This is a genomic window from Streptomyces sp. CNH287 (genome assembly GCF_000424825.1).
The window spans coordinates 32591-50173 of the sequence record NZ_AUKQ01000025.1; the positions used below are offsets into that span (position 1 = coordinate 32591).

General features: G+C 73.6%; 14 protein-coding genes. 2 read left to right on the forward strand and 12 right to left on the reverse strand.

The annotated features are described in order from the left end of the window. Positions 1-71: 71 nt before the first annotated feature. The 5 genes from H299_RS35560 to H299_RS35570 form a co-directional block, all read right to left on the reverse strand. Positions 72-1163, reverse strand: coding sequence for an AI-2E family transporter (locus H299_RS35560; protein ID WP_051262724.1), 1092 nt, complete (start codon positions 1161-1163; stop codon positions 72-74). A 178-nt stretch (positions 1164-1341) separates the two neighbouring features. After that, positions 1342-1536 carry a DUF3046 domain-containing protein gene (locus H299_RS0122110; RefSeq protein ID WP_027750184.1) on the reverse strand — a complete coding sequence of 65 codons (195 nt, stop codon included), beginning with the start codon at positions 1534-1536 and terminating at the stop codon, positions 1342-1344. Positions 1537-1568: 32 nt separating this feature from the next. After that, positions 1569-1880, reverse strand: coding sequence for an AzlD domain-containing protein (locus H299_RS0122115; protein WP_027750185.1), 312 nt, complete (start codon positions 1878-1880; stop codon positions 1569-1571). After that, entirely contained in the window at positions 1877-2698 is an 822-nt protein-coding gene (locus tag H299_RS35565; protein ID WP_051262726.1) for an AzlC family ABC transporter permease, read from the reverse strand. The genes H299_RS0122115 and H299_RS35565 overlap by 4 nt, the downstream gene beginning before the upstream one ends. A 138-nt stretch (positions 2699-2836) precedes the next feature. Continuing rightward, the gene (locus H299_RS35570; protein WP_051262725.1) at positions 2837-3712 is read right to left on the reverse strand and encodes an AraC family transcriptional regulator; all 876 of its coding nucleotides are present in this window, start codon (positions 3710-3712) and stop codon (positions 2837-2839) included. A 45-nt stretch (positions 3713-3757) separates the two neighbouring features. On the opposite strand from H299_RS35570, the gene H299_RS0122130 reads away from it, so the two are divergent. Both H299_RS0122130 and H299_RS0122135 read left to right on the forward strand, forming a co-directional pair. After that, positions 3758-8482: an Lhr family helicase gene (locus tag H299_RS0122130; protein WP_027750186.1), complete on the forward strand. Its 4725-nt coding sequence runs from the start codon at positions 3758-3760 to the stop codon at positions 8480-8482. A 51-nt stretch (positions 8483-8533) separates the two neighbouring features. Beyond that, a complete protein-coding gene (locus H299_RS0122135; RefSeq protein WP_027750187.1) occupies positions 8534-9325 on the forward strand; it encodes a DNA-formamidopyrimidine glycosylase family protein in 792 nt (263 codons plus the stop codon). A 125-nt stretch (positions 9326-9450) separates the two neighbouring features. Here the strand turns inward: H299_RS0122135 and H299_RS0122140 are convergent, their stop codons facing one another. The 7 genes from H299_RS0122140 to H299_RS0122170 all read right to left on the reverse strand — a co-directional run bounded on the left by H299_RS0122140 (position 9451) and on the right by H299_RS0122170 (position 17480). Continuing rightward, positions 9451-9843, reverse strand: a complete 393-nt coding sequence (locus H299_RS0122140) for a helix-turn-helix domain-containing protein (protein ID WP_027750188.1) — start codon at positions 9841-9843, stop codon at positions 9451-9453. A gap of 159 nt (positions 9844-10002) precedes the next feature. Then, on the reverse strand, positions 10003-10512 hold the full coding sequence (locus H299_RS0122145) for a CinA family protein (protein ID WP_027750189.1): 510 nt from the start codon (positions 10510-10512) through the stop codon (positions 10003-10005). 71 nt (positions 10513-10583) lie between these two features. Further along, positions 10584-11222, reverse strand: coding sequence for a CDP-diacylglycerol--glycerol-3-phosphate 3-phosphatidyltransferase (gene pgsA / locus H299_RS0122150; RefSeq protein ID WP_027750190.1), 639 nt, complete (start codon positions 11220-11222; stop codon positions 10584-10586). Beyond that, complete coding sequence (gene rimO / locus H299_RS0122155) at positions 11219-12790, reverse strand: 30S ribosomal protein S12 methylthiotransferase RimO (RefSeq protein ID WP_027750191.1); 1572 nt, start codon at positions 12788-12790, stop codon at positions 11219-11221. The genes pgsA and rimO overlap by 4 nt, the downstream gene beginning before the upstream one ends. Before the next feature lie 54 nt (positions 12791-12844). Further along, the gene (locus tag H299_RS0122160; protein ID WP_027750192.1) at positions 12845-13651 is read right to left on the reverse strand and encodes a helix-turn-helix domain-containing protein; all 807 of its coding nucleotides are present in this window, start codon (positions 13649-13651) and stop codon (positions 12845-12847) included. Positions 13652-13840: 189 nt separating this feature from the next. Further along, positions 13841-16615: a DNA translocase FtsK gene (locus tag H299_RS0122165; protein ID WP_027750193.1), complete on the reverse strand. Its 2775-nt coding sequence runs from the start codon at positions 16613-16615 to the stop codon at positions 13841-13843. A gap of 181 nt (positions 16616-16796) precedes the next feature. After that, positions 16797-17480 (reverse strand): response regulator, encoded by a 684-nt coding sequence (locus H299_RS0122170; protein ID WP_027750194.1) that lies wholly within the window; start codon positions 17478-17480, stop codon positions 16797-16799. Between the last annotated feature and the right edge of the window lie 103 nt (positions 17481-17583).

Consider the following 17583-nt stretch of genomic DNA (forward strand, 5'->3'; position numbering starts at 1 on the left):
CCATAAGAATGGCTGTTCGATTTTTATGTCAAGCGACCCGCGCTGGCTGTGGACAACCGAAAAGGCCCAGCTCAAGGGCGCTTCCGGGGCCGCCGCACCCGCCCTGACCGGCGCGTCTGCCCCTGTGCCCGCGGGTCCGTGACGTCGTACCGCTTCACGTACGCGCCGAGAAACGCCTGCAACGTCGCCGTAGCCGGAACCGCGATCAGCGCACCGACCACTCCCAGCAGCGCGGTGCCGCCGACCACGGAGCCGAAGGCGACCGCCGGATGGATGTCCACCGTCCGCGCGGTGATCCTCGGCTGCAACAGGTAGTTCTCGAACTGCTGGTAGAGCACCACGAAACAGAGCACCCACAGCGCCGACCACGGGTCCTCGGTGAAGGCGAGCAGCATCGGCAGCCCGCCCGCCAGGTACGTGCCGACCGTCGGGACGAACTGCGAGACCACCCCCACCCAGCTCGCCAGCGCCGGCGCGTAGGGCACCCCGAGCACCTGGAGGAAGACGTAGTGGGCCAGGCCGGAGACGAGCGCCATGAGCGCCCGGGAGTAGAGGTAGCCGCCGGTCTTGACCACCGCGATCTCCCAGGCACGCAGCACCTCGGCCTGCCGGGCCGGTGGCAGCACGGAGCACAGCGTGCGGCGCAGTCGGGGACCGTCGGCGGCGAGGTAGAAGGCGAAGAGGAGGACTGTGAGCAGTTGGAAGACGCCGCCCAGCACGGTGGCGGACAGGCCCCACACGCTGCCCGCGCTCTCCTGGAGGTACCCCCGGACCCAGTCCGAGTGCAGCACTCCCTCCTGGAGCCTGCCCGCGCTCAGCTCCGTGCCGAAGCTGTGGTTGATCCAGCGCACGACGTCGTCCACGTAGGACGGCAGGTTCTCGAGGATCCGGGTGACCTGCTCGGCCAGTACGGACCCCAGCGCCGCGAAGAAGCCGACGGCCGCCACCAGCACCCCGAGGAGGACCAGTCCGGTGGCGAGCCCGCGCCGCAGACCGCGCGCCGCCAGCCAGTCGACGGCGGGTTCCATCGCCAGCGCGAGGAAGAACGCGATCAGGACGTTCAGCAGGAGCCCCGTCAGTCGGCCGAACGCCCAGTTCGCCAGCTGGAAGCACCCCAGCAGGACGAAGACGAGCGCCATCGCGCGCGGCAGCCACGGGGGCATTCCGCCGCCCCGTCCGGGGGGCCGTCCGGCGGGCCGCTCCGGCGGCGGCGGGGCAGCACGGTCCGCGTCGTCCGCACCCGGGCCGTCCGCGCCGAGCGCGCCCTCCCCACCCGGTTCACGCGCTGCCAGGGACACATGCCGGATTATGACTCAAAGCGAACAGAAGACTCGGCACGGCTCACCTCTTGTCGGGTGGGACCTCCATCGCGGCGCACACCACCCGCCAGACATCCTTGGCCGCCCAGCCCGCGTCGAGCGCCTCCCGGACCGTGCGGCCGCCCAACCCGGACATCACGTGGTCGCGGGCGAAGGTGTCGGCGTAGCCCTCGCCGAAGTGGTCCGCCATCCGACGCCAGAAATCCGTCAACCGCATGCGGCCAGTATCGCGCGCCGCGACCGGACCCCTCACAGCGCCCGCACACCGGCCGTCGTCAGCACGGCGGCCGCGATGACGGCAAGGAACGGCGCGCGCAGCAGGAGCGCCGCCGTCGCCGCCGCGAGTCCGGCCGCGCGAGCGTCGAGCAGCAGCTCGCCGCCGTCGCCGAAGGTCTGCTGCGCGGTGAGCGCCGCGAGCAGCGCGACCGGCAGCAGCGCGGCCAGCCGCCGGACCCAGGGCCGCTCCAGCACGCTCGGCGGCACGCTCAGGCCGAGCAGCTTCACCAGGTAGCAGCCCGCAGCCGTGGCGCCGATCGCGAGCCAGACCGCCGTCCCGCTCACTCGCCGGCCCCCCGCCCGGCCCGCTCGTCGCTCCCCGCAGCTCCATGCCTCTTTCCTGCGCCGCCCGCCTGGTCCGGATCGTCTCCCTCGCCCGCCCCGTACGCCGCGGCGGAGCGGAGCGCGCGTCCGTGCAGCAGCAGTACGGCGGGCGCCGCGAGCGCCGCGACCAGCACCGGCACGCCGGCGGGCAGCAGCGGCAGGAAGGCCAGGCCCAGGGCTGCCGCCAGCCCCGCGGTCAGCCGCTCCACGACCGTGCGCAGCATCGGCGCGAGCAGGGCCAGAAAGACCGCGGGCGCTGCCGCGTCCAGCCCCCAGGCGGCGGTGTCCCCCAGCTTCGAGGCGCCGACGGCGCCGAGCAGTGTGGTGAGGTTCCACAGCACGTAGAGCGTGGCGCCGGTGACGGTGAAACCGATCCGGGCGGCACGCCTGTCGGTCTGCGCCAGGGCCACCACCGCGGTCTCGTCGATCACCCAGTGCGCGGCGAGCGGACGGAGCGCGCGGGGCAGGCGCAGGAGAGAGGACAGCCGAAGCCCGTAGAAGGCGTTCCGGGTGCCCAGGAAGAAGGCGCCCGCCGCGGCGGTGAACGGGCCGCCACCCGCCGCGATCGCACCGACCAGCGCGAACTGGGAGGCTCCGGTGAAGACGAGAAGGCTCAGCGCGCACGTCTGCGGCAGGCTGAGCCCCGCTCCGGCGGACGTCACGCCGAACGCGAAGCCGGACACGCCGACGGCCACCCCCACCCCGAGCGCGTCCCGTACGACGGCGCGGTCGGGGCGGCCGGGCGGCGCGGGGGAAGCGGTCGGCGCGGGGGCGGACAGCGCACCGTCCGGGGCGTGCGGCCTGGGCGCGGGCGGCGTGGGTTCACTGCTTTCTGGCACGCGCGCCACGCTATGCGGCACCGTCCTCCGGGTTCTTGTACGTTCTTGCGCACCCGCGGGTGGCCGCGCCCGCGCGCTTCAGCTCACCGGGCTCTCGCCGCGCTCCTCCGGCCGCCGGTCGGCCTCGGCTCGGCCGCCGGTCCGCTCGCGGCGGTAGGCCCCCGGCGGCACCCCGACGATCCGGCTGAAGTGCCTGCTCAGGTGCGACTGATCGGTGAAGCCGACGGCGGTCGCCGTCTCGGCGGGCGGGATACCCGCCTCCAGCAGCCTACGGGCCCGCCGCACCCGCGTGTTGGTGAGCCAGGCGTGCGGAGGCAGGCCGTAGCGCTCCCGGAAGGCACGCAGCAGCGAGAACGGGCTGGTGCCCAGTTCCCGGGCCAGCTCTTCCAGGGTCGGCGGCTGGAGCAGCCGCTGCTCCAGGAGCGCGCGGGCGCGTACGGCGTTGCGCGCCCCCGCGGTGCGCACCGTACGCTCCGGCAGCGGGCCGCCGTAGCGCGCCAGCAGCCGGGCGACGGCCACGCGCAGCAGGCTGTCGGCGGCCAGCGCGTCACCCTCCTCCGCGGCCTGATGCACTCCGGCTATCAGGCGCGCCGCCCCCGCGTCGTACACGACGCTGCGGGTGAATCCGGCGGAGCCGCGCAGCGCGGCCGTCTCCGCGGCGATCTCGGCGACGGTGTGCGCGGCGGGGTAGAGCGTGACGTAGGCCCAGCCCTCCGGGGCGCCGGCGCGCGCCGTGTGCGCCACCTCCGGGTTGATCATGACGACGCCGCCCGCGCCCACCCGCTCGGTGCCGTGCGGAAGGCCGATCTCCTCCACCCCGGCGACAATCGCGCCGAAGACGTAGCCGTCGTGCGTGTGGCGCGGGAAGGTGTGCCCGACGTAGCGGGCCCGCAGCAGGTCGAGGCCGGGCAGCTGCTCGTACCGCCAGTGCCGTGCCCACTCCCCGGTCGCCATGGGTCCATTCTCGGCGTTGTCGGTGCCGGGGTGCACGATGGGGGCATGGCAGAGGATGAGGGCGCCGCGGTGCTGGACATGTTCTCCCCCGCGACGCGTGCGTGGTTCACGGGCGCCTTCCGCGCGCCTACCTCCGCGCAGGTGGGCGCCTGGCGGGCGCTCGCGGAGGAGAGCGACGCCCTGGTCGTCGCGCCGACGGGCTCCGGCAAGACGCTCGCCGCGTTCCTCGCCTCGCTGGACCGCCTCGCCTCCGCCCCGCCCCCCGCCGACCCGCTGTCCCGCTGCCGGGTACTCTACGTGTCGCCGATGAAGGCGCTGGGCGCGGACGTGGAGCGGAATCTGCGCAGCCCGCTGACCGGTATCCGCCAGGAGTCGGTGCGGCTGGGGCTGCCCGAGCCGGACGTGCGGGTCGCCATCCGCTCGGGGGACACCCCGGCCGGTGAGCGGCGCTCGATCGCGCGCCGCCCGCCGGACATCCTGATCACCACCCCCGAGTCGCTCTTCCTGATGCTGACCTCCGCCGCCAGAGACGCCCTGGCGGGTGTGGAGACGGTCATCCTGGACGAGGTGCACGCGGTCGCGGGGACGAAGCGCGGCGCGCATCTGGCGCTCTCCCTGGAGCGGCTGGACGCGCTGCTTTCGCGTCCGGCCCGCCGGATCGGGCTGTCGGCGACGGTACGTCCGGTGGACGAGGTGGCGCGCTTCCTCTCCCCGCAGCGGAAGGCGACCGTCGTGCAGCCGCCCTCGGGCAAGGAGTTCGACCTCTCGGTGGTCGTGCCGGTGGAGGACATGGGCGAGCTGGGCGGCTCCCCCGCCCGTGACTCCGAGAGCGCCGGGCAGCCGGGCGGGAAGCCGTCGATCTGGCCGTCGGTGGAGGAGCGGATCGCCGATCTGGTGCAGGCCCACCGCTCCACGATCGTCTTCGCCAACTCCCGCCGCCTCGCCGAGCGCCTGTGCAACAGACTCAACGAGATCGCGTACGAGCGGGCGACGGGCGAGCCGCTCCCGGAGCACCACTCCCCCGCCGAGCTGATGGCCGAGTCGGGCGCCGCCAAGGGCGCGCCCCCGGTGCTGGCCCGCGCCCATCACGGCTCGGTCTCCAAGGAGCAGCGCCTCCAGGTGGAGGAGGACCTCAAGGCGGGCCGGCTGCCGTCCGTGGTGGCGACCTCCAGCCTCGAGCTCGGCATCGACATGGGCGCGGTGGATCTCGTCATCCAGGTCGAGTCACCGCCCTCGGTCGCCTCCGGGCTGCAGCGGGTGGGCCGTGCCGGGCACCAGGTCGGCGCCGTCTCGGCCGGGGTCGTCTTCCCCAAGTACCGCGGGGATCTGGTGCAGGCCGCCGTGGTCACCGAGCGGATGCGGGAGGGCGCGATCGAGTCCCTGCGCATCCCGGCCAATCCGCTGGACGTCCTCGCGCAGCAGCTCGTGGCCATGACCGCCATGGACACCTGGGACGTCGAGGAGCTGCTCACCCTCGTCCGCCGCGCCGCCCCCTTCGCCGCGCTGCCGGAGTCGGCGTACTCGGCGGTGCTCGACATGCTGGCGGGCCGCTACCCCTCGGACGCCTTCGCCGAGCTGCGGCCCCGCGTCGTGTGGGACCGCGTCGCGCAGACGGTCACCGCGCGGCCGGGTGCGCAGCGGCTGGCGGTCACCTCCGGGGGCACCATCCCCGACCGCGGCCTGTTCGGCGTCTTCCTCGCGGGCGCCGACGCCAAGTCCGGTGCCCGCCGGGTCGGCGAGCTGGACGAGGAGATGGTGTACGAGTCGCGGGTCGGCGACGTCTTCACCCTGGGCACGACCTCCTGGCGGATCGAGGACATCACGCGGGACCGCGTGCTGGTCACCCCGGCCCCCGGCGTGCCGGGAAGGCTGCCCTTCTGGAAGGGCGACCAGCTGGGCCGGCCGCTTGAGCTGGGGCGGGCGCTGGGCGCGTTCGTGCGGGAGATCGGGGGTCTCGCGCCGGAGGCCGCCCGCGCCCGCCTCGCCGCGGCGGGGCTGGACGAGCTGGCCGTGCGCAACGTCCTGGCCTATCTGGACGAGCAGCGGGCGGCCTGCGGGCACGTACCGGACGACCGGACGATCGTGGTCGAGCGCTTCCGGGACGAGCTGGGTGACTGGCGGGTGGTCGTCCACTCACCTTTCGGTGCCCAGGTGCACGCGCCCTGGGCGCTGGCCCTGGGTGCCCGGCTGACGGAGCGCTACGGCATGGACGCGCAGGTCATGCATGCCGACGACGGCATCGTGCTGCGGCTCCCCGACGCGGGTACGGCCAACTTCGGCCTGGACTTCGACCCGGGCGGCGGCAGCGCGCCAGACGGTGCGCCCCTGGGCACCCTCACCGAGCCGACCGGCGGCGACGCCTCCTACGACGACGAGCAGGCGCCGGTCGGCATCGCCGACGTGCTGTTCGACAAGGGCGAGGTCGACGGCATCGTCACCGACCAGGTGGGCGGCTCAGCGCTGTTCGCCGCCCGCTTCCGCGAGTGCGCCGCGCGCGCCCTGCTCCTCCCGCGGCGCTCCCCCGGCAAGCGCACGCCGCTGTGGCAGCAGCGCCAGCGCGCCGCCCAACTGCTCCAGGTGACCAGCGAGTTCGGTTCCTTCCCCATCATCCTGGAGGCCGTACGGGAATGCCTCCAGGACGTCTTCGACGTCCCCGGCCTGACGGAGCTGATGGGCGACATCGAGTCGCGCCGGGTGCGCCTGGTGGAGGTGACCACGACGGAGCCCTCCCCCTTCGCCCGCTCCCTGCTGTTCGGCTACGTCGCGCAGTACCTGTACGAGGGCGACTCGCCGCTGGCCGAGCGCCGTGCCGCCGCGCTCTCCCTTGACTCCCGGCTGCTGGCGGAGCTGCTGGGCCAGGCCGAGCTGCGCGAGCTGCTGGACCCGGAGGTGCTGGCCCAGCTGGAGAGCGAACTCCAGTGGCGCACCGAGGACCGCCGTGTCAAGGACGCCGAGGGCGTCGCCGACCTGCTGCGGATACTGGGCCCGCTGACGGACGCGGAGCTGGCCGAGCGCGGCGCGCAGGCGGGATGGGCGCGAGAGCTGGCGGACTCCCGGCGTGCCCTGCGCGTGCGCATCGCCGCCGCGGACCACTGGGCGGCGGTGGAGGACGCCGGCCGGCTGCGCGACGCGCTGGGCGCCGCGTTGCCCGTCGGGGTGCCGGAGGCCTTCACCGAGCCCGTGCCGGACCCGCTCGGCGACCTCCTCGCCCGGTACGCCCGTACGCACGGCCCGTTCACCTCGGCCGACGCCGCCCAGCGCTTCGGCCTGGGCACTGCCGTGGCGGACGGCGCGCTGCACCGGCTCGCGGCCTCGGGCCGGCTGGTGCAGGGCGAGTTCCATCCTTCGGGGATCAGCCAGGAGTGGTGCGACGCGAGCGTGCTGCGCAGGCTGCGGCGGCGTTCGCTGGCCGCGCTGCGCCAGGAGCTGGAGCCCGTCCCACCGACGGCGCTGGCCGCGTTCCTGCCCCGCTGGCAGCACGTGGACACCGGCAGTCTGACCGGGCTCGACGGCCTGGTGCGCGCGGTCGAGCAGTTGCAGGGAGCGCCCGTGCCCGCCTCCGCGCTGGAGAAGCTGGTACTTCCCGGCCGGGTCCGGCACTACACCCCGGAGCTGCTCGACCAGCTCACCGTCTCCGGAGAGGTGGTCTGGGCCGGGGCCGGGGCGCTACCGGGCAAGGACGGCTGGGTGTCGCTGCACCTGGCCGACGCGGCACCCCTGCTGCTGGCGCCCCCGCTCCCGCTGGAGATCTCACCGCTGCACCAGTCGGTCCTGGACGCCCTGCGCGGCGGATACGGCCTCTTCTTCCGCCAGATCGCCGACCACGTGCGCGCCGTGCACCCCGAGTGCACCGAACCGCAGCTCGCCGACGCCGTCTGGGAGCTGGCGTGGACGGGCCGGCTGACCAACGACACGGTGGCACCGCTGCGGGCACTGCTGGGCTCGGGCCGCACCGCCGGCTCCACCGCCCACCGGGCCAGGCGCGCGGTGCCACGCGGCCGGTACGGCTCGCTGACCGGCGCCGCCCGCCCCACCGCCGGCCGGAACGGCCCGCCCACCGTGGCCGGCCGCTGGTCCCTGCTGCCCCTCCCGGAGCCCGACCCGACCCACCGCGCGCACGCGCTCGCCCGTACGCTGCTCGACCGGCACGGCGTGGTCACGCGCGGCGCGGTCGTGGCCGAGGGGGTGGCGGGCGGGTTCGCCGCCGCGTACCGGGTGCTGGCCGTGTTCGAGGAGAGCGGCAAGGCCCGGCGCGGCTATGTGGTCGAGGGGCTCGGCGCGGCGCAGTTCGCCATGGACGGCGCCGTGGACCGGCTCCGTGCCGTGAGCCAGGCGCGCGAGCGCGAGGCGCCCGCGTATCCCGGCGGGGAGAGCGGGGCGGCCCGTCCGCTCCTCCTGGCGGCAGCCGATCCGGCGAACGCCTACGGCGCCGCGCTGCCCTGGCCCGAGCCGCCCGCGGGGGCCACACACAAGCCGGGCCGCAAGGCGGGGTCCCTGGTCGTCCTGGTCGAAGGCGAGCTGGTGCTCTATCTGGAGCGCGGCGGCAAGACGCTGCTGGCCTGGCCCGTCGGCGACGCGACCGGGCCGGAGGGCGCGGGCCTGCTGCGGGCCGCCGCCGAGGCCCTCGGCCGGGCGGCGCGCGCCGGGACGCTGGGCACCCTCACGGTGGAGCGGGTCAACGGGGCCCCGGCCCTCTCCTCCCCGTTCGGCGCCGAACTGGAGGCAGCGGGCTTCCACGCCACACCGCGCGGGCTGCGCGCCCGGGCCTGACCCCGGGCAACCAGGGCCGGTCCCCGGGCCGTGTGCCGCATCATGGAGTGCATGCCAGAAGGAGACACCGTGTGGCGCACGGCCCACCGGCTGCACGAGGCGCTGGGAGGCGCGGTGCTGACCCGCAGTGACCTGCGGGTGCCGAAGTTCGCCACGGCCGACCTCACCGGGCGCCGCGTTCTCGGTGTCGTGCCGCGCGGCAAACACCTCCTCGCCCGCGTCGAGGGTGAGCTGACGCTCCACTCCCATCTGGGCATGGAGGGAGCCTGGCGGGTGTACGCCGCGGACGAGCGGCGCCGGGGCGGCCCCGCCCACCAGGTGCGCGCCGTGCTCGGCACCGAGGCGCACACGGCCGTCGGCGTCCGCCTGCGCGTGGTCGAACTGCTCCGCACCTCCGACGAGGAGCGGGTCGTCGGACATCTGGGCCCCGACCTCCTGGGCGGCGACTGGGACCCGGCCGAGGCCGTGCGCAGGCTGCTCGCGGACCCGGCCCGTCCGCTGGGCGAGGCGCTGCTGGACCAGCGCAATCTCGCCGGCATCGGCAACGTCTACCGCTCCGAGCTGTGCTTCCTGGCCCAGGTGCCGCCCTGGCTGCCCGTCGGCCAAGCTCCCGCACCCGACCGGCTGGTCGCGCTGGCCCGACGGCTGCTGGAGGCCAACAAGGCCCGTACCGGGCGCAGCACCACGGGCGAACGGCACCGCGACCGGCTGCTGTGGGTGTACGGGCGCGGACGCCGCCCCTGCCTGCGCTGCGGCACCGCCGTCCGCGCCGCCGAACTGGGCCCACCGGGCGAGCAGCGCCTTACGTACTGGTGTCCGCGCTGCCAGCGCACCGGCGACTGAGGGCCGCCCACCCGCGGGGGGAGCACGGGGGAGGTCGCGCAGCGCGAGACCCCGCCCGGCGTCATGCCGGAAGGGGTCTCTCGCACTGCGTGCTCGGCTCGGCCGGAGCCGCGAAGCGCTCCCGCTCAGGCGGCGACGACGTTCACCGCTTCGCTGGGCGCCTTGATCGTGACGCGCTCCTCCGGCACTCCTGTGACCGAGGTCACGGAGGTCATCCGCTCGATCGGATTCAGCATCGGACGCATCGGCCCCGGCACGGTGTCACTCGCCGCGGACTCGGCCAGCTCGGCGAGCGCCAGCTCGTCACTGACCTCGCGCATGACCTCCGACATCCGCACTTCCAGCGCGTCACAGATCGACGAGAGAAGCTCCGAGGAGGCTTCCTTCTGGCCGCGCTCGACCTCGGACAGATAGCCGAGCGACACTCGTGCGGACGAAGAGACTTCGCGCAGGGTACGCCCCTGGCGTTGGCGCTGCCGACGCAGCACGTCACCCAACAGGCGACGGAGCAGAATCATCGGTGCTCCTCCCTCTACAACGCGCGGCGTCTTCTGCGTGCCCCAATACTGCGTGGTCTGCGGCCGGGCCGACGGCCCAGGGGCCGGGCGACCCGCATCCTTCATGCTCCACCGTACAGCCTCAGCCAGTAGCCGTGCGGGGAGCGATGTCGTGTTCACTCAGGGCTGCAAACATCCATTCTCCCCATGCTGTTCCGTATCATTTGCCCGCGCATTGCCGAGGAGTTCGCCCCGCAGCAAGTCCAGCGCGGCTCGGACCGTCTCTTCCCGGATGCCCGCCCGGTCGCCGTTCAACCGCAGTCCGCGCACCCGTACCTGGTGAACGGCGGGGCCGACGACCGCGGTGAACACCGTCCCCACCGGTCGGCCGTCCTGCGGCTCGGGCCCGGCCACTCCCGTCGTAGCGACGCCCCAGTCGGCGCCCAGCGCCTCGCGCACGCCCCCCGCCATCTGGCGCGCCACCTCGGCGTCCACCGCGCCCCGCTCTGCCAGCAGTGCGCCGTCCACCCCGAGCAGTTCCGCTTTGAGCGGTGTCGCGTAGGCGGTCACCGAGCCGCGGAAGGCCCGCGAGGCGCCCGGCACGGCGGTCAGCCGGGCCGCCACCAGGCCGCCGGTCAGCGACTCCGCGACGGCGAGGGTCTCCCCCCGGCCGACCAGCAGGTCCAGCACGCGCGCGGCGGTCTCACCAGCGGCGGTACCGCCGCTGGCAGGCTCGTCGGGGGCGCCGCCGGCCGCTGCGCTCACGGCCGCCCCGCCGCGCGGCTCGCCCGCCGCAGGACGACGGCCTGCCGTACGTAGTCCAGCCCCGTGCCCAGGGTCAGCAGCACCGCGATGCCCATCACCCACCAGCGCACCGAGGCCAGCGGCCCGGTGAGTGCCAGGACGTACATGCCCACCGCGATGCCCTGGGCGAGCGTCTTCATCTTGCCGCCCCGGCTGGCCGGGATCACCCCGTGCCGGATCACCCAGAAGCGCATCAGCGTGATCCCCAGCTCGCGCGCGAGGATCACCCCGGTGACCCACCAGTCGAGGTCGCCCAGGGCGGAGAGGCAGATCAGCGCGGAGCCCATGATCGCCTTGTCCGCGATCGGGTCCGCCAGCTTCCCGAAGTCGGTGATGAGGTTGTTGCGCCGCGCCAGCTCGCCGTCGAACAGATCGGTGATCATGGCGATGGTGAAGGCCGCCCAGGCGAAGGAGCGCCAGGCGGGGTCGTGCCCGCCGTCCGCCAGCATGAGCAGCACGAAGCACGGCACCAGCAGCAGCCGCACCATCGTGAGGATGTTGGCGATGTTCCACAGGCTCGCCTGCGGCACGGCGGCGGGGGCCTTGGACTTGGCCACCGGACCGCCACCGGCCGCAGAGGCCGGCACTCCGGTCATCTGGCCGCCTCCTCGCTCCCGGTCCCGAACGGCGCGGCGACGAGGTCCACTCCCTCGGCCCCCAGCACCCTCGCCTCGACGATACTTCCGACGGCCAGGCCCGTGGAGTACGCGCCGGTCAGCAGCACCTGCCCGTCCGTCTCGGGAGCCTGGTGGGCGCCCCGGCCCAGCGGCCCCTCGTCGTCGCCCGCAGCACCGGCGTCCCCGTCAGCACCCTCAGCCCCGGCGGCCCCGGCCGACTCGACCAGCACCCGCACCACCTCGCCGATCCGCTCCTCCGCCCGCTGGGCCGTCAGCTCGTCGGCGAGCCGGGACATCCGCTCCAGGCGCTCGGCCACCACCTCGGGCGCGTTCTTCCGGTCGTGCCCGGCCGCCTCCGTGCCCTCCTCGTCCGAGTAGCCGAAGACGCCGATCGCGTCCAGCCGCGCCGCGCTGAGGAAGCGCTCCAGCTCGGCCACGTCCTCCTCGGTCTCGCCGGGGAAGCCCACGATGAAGTTCGACCGGACGCCCGCGTGCGGTGCCTTCACCCGGATCGACTCGAGCAGCCCGAGGAAGCTGTCCGTGTCGCCGAAGCGTCGCATGGCACGCAGCACACCCGGCGCGGAGTGCTGGAAGGACAGGTCGAAGTAGGGCGCCACCTTGTCCGTGCCCGTCAGCACCTCGATGAGCCCCGGCCGCATCTCGGCGGGCTGGAGGTAGCTGACGCGCACCCGCTCGATCCCGTCGACCGCCGCCAGCTCCGGCAGCAGCGTCTCGAGCAGCCGGACGTCGCCCAGGTCCTTGCCGTACGAGGTGTTGTTCTCGGACACCAGCATGATCTCGGAGACGCCCTGCTCCGCCAGCCAGCGGGTCTCCCCCAGGACGTCGGAGGGGCGCCGGGAGATGAAAGAGCCGCGGAAGGAGGGGATGGCACAGAACGTGCACCGGCGGTCGCAGCCCGACGCGAGCTTGACGGAGGCGACGGGGCTGCTGCCCAGGCGCCGCCGCAGCGGCGCCCTGGGGCCGGAGACGGGGGCAACGCCCTCGGGCAGGTCGGCGGGGGCCGCCGCGCCGGTGACGGGCGCGTCCGTGCCCGCCTCCTCGCCCGCCGCTGCGCCCCCGTGCCCCGGAAGCGCCACGGCGACGCCTGCGTCCTGCCGTGCGGCCGGGCTGACCGGGAGCAGCTTGCGGCGGTCGCGGGGGGTGTGCGGCGCGTGGACGCCGCCGGAGAGGATGGTGCGCAGCCGGTCGGAGATGTGCGCGTAGTCGTCGAAGCCCAGCACGCCGTCCGCCTCGGGCAGCGCCTCGGCCAGCTCCTTGCCGTACCGTTCCGCCATGCATCCGACGGCCACCACGGCCTGGGTTCTGCCGTGGCCCTTCAGGTCGTTGGCCTCGAGCAGCGCGTCGACGGAGTCCTTCTTGGCGGCCTCGACGAACCCGCAGGTGTTGACGACGGCGACGTCGGCGGCGGCGGCATCCTCGACGAGGTCCCAGCCGTCCGCCGAGAGACGGCCGGCGAGCTCCTCGGAGTCCACCTCGTTACGGGCACATCCGAGCGTGACAAGGGCGACGGTACGCGGTTCGGGCATGGGCTCAGCCTACGTTGTCCCACGCCGCCGCTCCGCCGTGCGCTTCGGGGAATGTCAGCCCTGCTCCGGATCACCGCGCGTGTAGCTGACCCGCTCCACGTTGCCGACCTCGCCCAGCCGCTTGACCTCCTTGCCGTTGACCCAGAGCTTGACGAAACCGGCGTTGCCCAGCACCAGGTCGAGCCGCTTGTCGTCGGTGAACGTCTTCGTCGCGCCCTCCGTGAGCTGACCCTCGAAGACCAGCTTGCCGCGGTGGTCGACGGCGGAGACCCAGCTGGGGCCGCCGTCCGCCTCCATACGGACCGTGACCTTGTCGGCGGGGACCCCGGCGACAGCGCTCTCGGAAGGGTCCGGCTTGGGATCGGCGGGCTTGGAGGACTCGGGCGCGGGCTTCTTGGAGGCAGGTGCTTCGGACGCGGCATCCTCGGCGACCTGCCGGCCGGAATCGTCGTCCTCGCCGCTGAAGAGGGTGAAACCGACGAACCCCGTGACGGCGACGATGGCGGCGACCATGGCCGCCGTCCAGTTCGGCCGGCGCGGCTCGGGGCGGATGCGCTCGGCCTCGAACAGAGTGGCCGCCGGGGTGGGCTCGGGGCGCCCGCCGTGCTCGGCGTCGAACTGCTCGACCAGGGCGTCACCGTCGAGCCCGACGGCGCGCGCCAGCGTACGGATGTGGCCGCGGGCGTAGACGTCACCGCCGCAGCGCGAGAAGTCGTCCTCCTCGATGCCGTGCACGATCGGGATACGCACGCGGGTCGAGGTACTGACCTCGTCGACGGTCAGGTGGGCGTCGATCCGGGCCTTCTGGAGAGCTCGACCGACCGTGGGCCGGTCCTCTTCGGGGGAGTTGCCGATGGACACGGGAGCGCCTTTCGAGCGTGTAGCCACCTGCTGGAGGTTCAGTCTAGGGGGGTCGCAAAAGGGTGGGGCAACCGGGCGGACGGACTTTGTCCGCCATCAGGATTGCCATACCGACTGACAGTGGGACATTCGCGCGTCCGCCTCCTCAAGTTGACGTGACGACAGGCAGAACGGTTGCCCGATTCATCCTTACGGCTCAGTCTCCCCCCGGATGACGGCGAGCACGCCATCCATTTCGTCCGGTTTGACCAGCACGTCCCGCGCCTTGGAACCCTCACTCGGACCCACCACCCCGCGCGACTCCATCAGGTCCATCAGGCGGCCCGCCTTCGCGAAGCCGACCCGCAGCTTGCGCTGGAGCATGGAGGTGGAGCCGAACTGGGTCGAGACCACCAGCTCAGCCGCCTGGCACAGCAGGTCCAGGTCGTCGCCGATCTCCTCGTCGATCTCCTTCGTCCGCGTCTGGCCGACCGTGACGTCCTGCCGGAAGACCGGCGCCATCTGCGCCTTGCAGTGCTCGACCACCCCGCCGACCTCGTCCTCGGTGACATAGGCCCCCTGCATGCGGATCGGCTTGTTCGCGCCCATGGGCAGGAAGAGGCCGTCCCCCTTGCCGATCAGCTTCTCGGCACCGGGCTGGTCCAGGATGACCCGGCTGTCGGCCAGGGAGGAGGTGGAGAAGGCCAGCCGGGAGGGCACATTGGCCTTGATCAGCCCGGTGACCACGTCGACGGACGGCCGCTGCGTCGCCAGGACCAGGTGGATGCCGGCGGCCCGGGCCAGCTGGGTGATCCGCACGATCGCGTCCTCGACGTCACGCGGGGCCACCATCATCAGATCCGCCAGCTCGTCCACGATGACCAGCAGATACGGGTACGGCGACAGCTCGCGCTCACTGCCCTCGGGGGCCTGGGCCTTGCCGCTGCGCACGGCGGCGTTGAAGTCGTCGATGTGCCGGTAGCCGTACGCGGCGAGGTCGTCGTACCGCAGGTCCATCTCGCGGACGACCCACTGGAGTGCCTCGGCGGCCCGCTTCGGGTTGGTGATGATCGGCGTGATCAGGTGCGGGATGCCCTCGTAGGCGGTGAGCTCCACCCGCTTGGGGTCGACCAGCACCATCCGCACGTCCTCCGGGGTGGCGCGGGCCATCACCGAGGTGATCAGGCAGTTGATGCAGGACGACTTGCCCGAGCCGGTCGCGCCGGCGACCAGCAGGTGCGGCATCTTCGTCAGGTCGGCAGAGACGTAGCCGCCCTCGACGTCCTTGCCGAGCGCGACCAGCAGCGGATGCTCGTCCCCGCTGGCCTCGGCGGAGCGCAGTACGTCGCCGAGGTTGACCATCTCGCGATCGCTGTTGGGGATCTCGATGCCGACGGCCGACTTCCCCGGGATGGGGCTGATGATCCGGATGTCGGGGCTGGCCACGGCGTAGGCGATGTTCTTGGCCAGCGCGGTGATCTTCTCGACCTTCACGGCGGGGCCCAGCTCGACCTCGTACCGCGTCACGGTGGGGCCGCGGGTGAAACCGGTGACCGTGGCGTCCACCTTGAACTCACTGAAGACCGTGGTCAGCGAGGCGACCACCTGATCGTTGGCGGCACTGCGGGTACGCCCCGGGCCGCCGCGCGCCAGCAGGTCGAGAGTGGGCAGCGAGTAGGTGATGTCACCGGCGAGCTGAAGCTGCTCGGCACGGGGCGGCAGCGGCTCGGCGGGCGAGGTGGCCGGACTCTTGGTGAGGTCCGGCACGGAGGTCGGAGTCCGCTCGGTCAGCTCCTCCTGGCTGCGCGCGGGAGGCACCGCGGCGCCGCCGGAGTCCTCGTGCCGCCGCCGCTCCGCAGCCACGCCGCTGGTGAGGTCGGCGACCAGCGGGGAAGGCTGCACCCCGTGCAGCACCGCGCCGTCCAGCGAGGCGGCGGCAGCCGCCGCCACGTCCACCGCGTCCGGCTCGCGCCGGCCCGGCGAACCCTCTTGGGCACCCGCGGCGTCGAGCGGCAGCGGCTGCGCGCCGGAACGGGGCCGTCGGCGCCGACGGCTCGCCAGGGCCTCCCGCTCCGCGCGCTCGGCGTCGTCGCCGTCGGAGCCGGGGCCGTAGTCCTTGCGCATGCGGTGCCGGCGCGCCGGGTACGCGGGCTCCGCACCGTCCTCGTCCTCCCCCTCGTAGCCGTAGCCGTCGTACCGGTCGGCGGGGAGCGGCGGGGAGACCACCCCGAGGCGTACGAGCAGGCCCCTCAGCCGCGCCGGGATGGCGTTCACCGGTGTCGCGGTGACGACGAGCAGACCGAACACGGTCAGCAGCACCAGCAGCGGCACGGCCAGCACCTCGCCGACCGTGAACTTCAGCGGCGCGGAGACGCCCCAGCCGATGAGCCCGCCCGCATCGCGTATCGGCTCGGTGCCCTCGCCCCGGCCCGGGGCGCCGCACGCGAGGTGGACCAGGCCCAGGGCGCCGATCACCAGGGCCGAGAGGCCGACGACGATACGGCCGTTGGCCTCCGGTTTCTCCGGGTGCAGGATCAGCCGCACCGACATCCCGCCGAACAGCACCGGGACCAGCAGGTCGAGCCGGCCGAAGGCGCCGGTCACCAGCATCTCGACCAGTTCCCCCACCGGCCCGCGCAGGTTGGACCAGGTCCCCGCAGCGACGATCAGCGCCAGCGCCAGGAGCAGCAGCGCGATGCCGTCCTTGCGGTGTGCCGGGTCGAGCCCTCGCGCGCCCCTGCCTATCCCGCGGAACAGCGCGCCGAGCGCGTGCGCCGTACCGAGCCAGCAGGCGCGGACCACGCGGTAGACGACGTTCGTCGGTGAGGGGGCGGGCTTGGGCGCGGGCTTGCCCACCGCCTTCTTCGCGGGGGCCTTCTTCGCCGGTGCCTTCTTGGGCGCCGCCTTCTTGGCCGGGGCCTTCTTGGCCACGGCCTTCTTCGCGGGCGCCTTCTTGGCCGCCTTGCCGGGCGTACGTGAGGCCATGACGCCGAGATTACAGAAGTTGCTTCCACGGGGCACGGACGAGTCGCGGGATGGCCGTGGGATGGCCGTACGCCGAGGTGTCGGTGATGCCCCCTCAGCGGTCGGCAGAGCCGCCACGGCGAGGGGACGAAGGCGGGCCGACGGCAGCGCGCGGACGGTCAGGCGGCCAGGCGCCGCGTCACTAGCTCTGCGAGGGAAGCTGCGCGGCCGAGCCGTCCGCGCCCGGCTCGAGCGCGTCAAGTGCCCTGCGCAGCCCCGTGAGTTTGCGCTCCAGGTGAGCGGCGGTGGCCATCGCCGCGGCGTCGGCCGACTCGTCGAGGTGCTTGGACAGCGCCTCGGCCTGCTCCTCCACCGCCGCGAGCCGGGCGGAGAGTTCGGCGAGGAGGCCGGCGGGCTCGCGCTCGCCGGCCGCCGCCTCCGCCTGCCTGGTGCCCTCCAGTTGCAGCCGCAGCAGCGCCGCCTGCTCCCGCAGCTGGACGTTCTTCATGTACAACTCGACGAAGACGGACACCTTGGCGCGCAGCACCCAGGGGTCGAACGGCTTGGAGATGTAGTCCACCGCGCCCGCCGCGTAGCCGCGGAAGGTGTGGTGCGGGCCGTGGTTGATGGCCGTGAGGAAGATGATGGGGATGTCGCGTGTCCGCTCGCGGCGCTTGATGTGCGCGGCGGTCTCGAAGCCGTCCATACCCGGCATCTGCACATCCAGCAGAATGACCGCGAAATCATCCGTCAACAGCGCCTTGAGCGCTTCCTCCCCTGACGATGCCCGCACCAGTGTCTGATCGAGCGCCGAGAGGATCGCCTCCAGCGCCAGCAGATTCTCCGGCCGGTCATCGACCAGGAGGATCTTGGCCTTCTGCACCATGGCCCGTCCTCCTCGCCCCGGCGGCCCACCGGACGCCGCCCCTGGGAGCGGCTCCGGAACGCCGCCGCCCGTCCTTGTGCCGGTCATGGTAGCCGCACCGGAC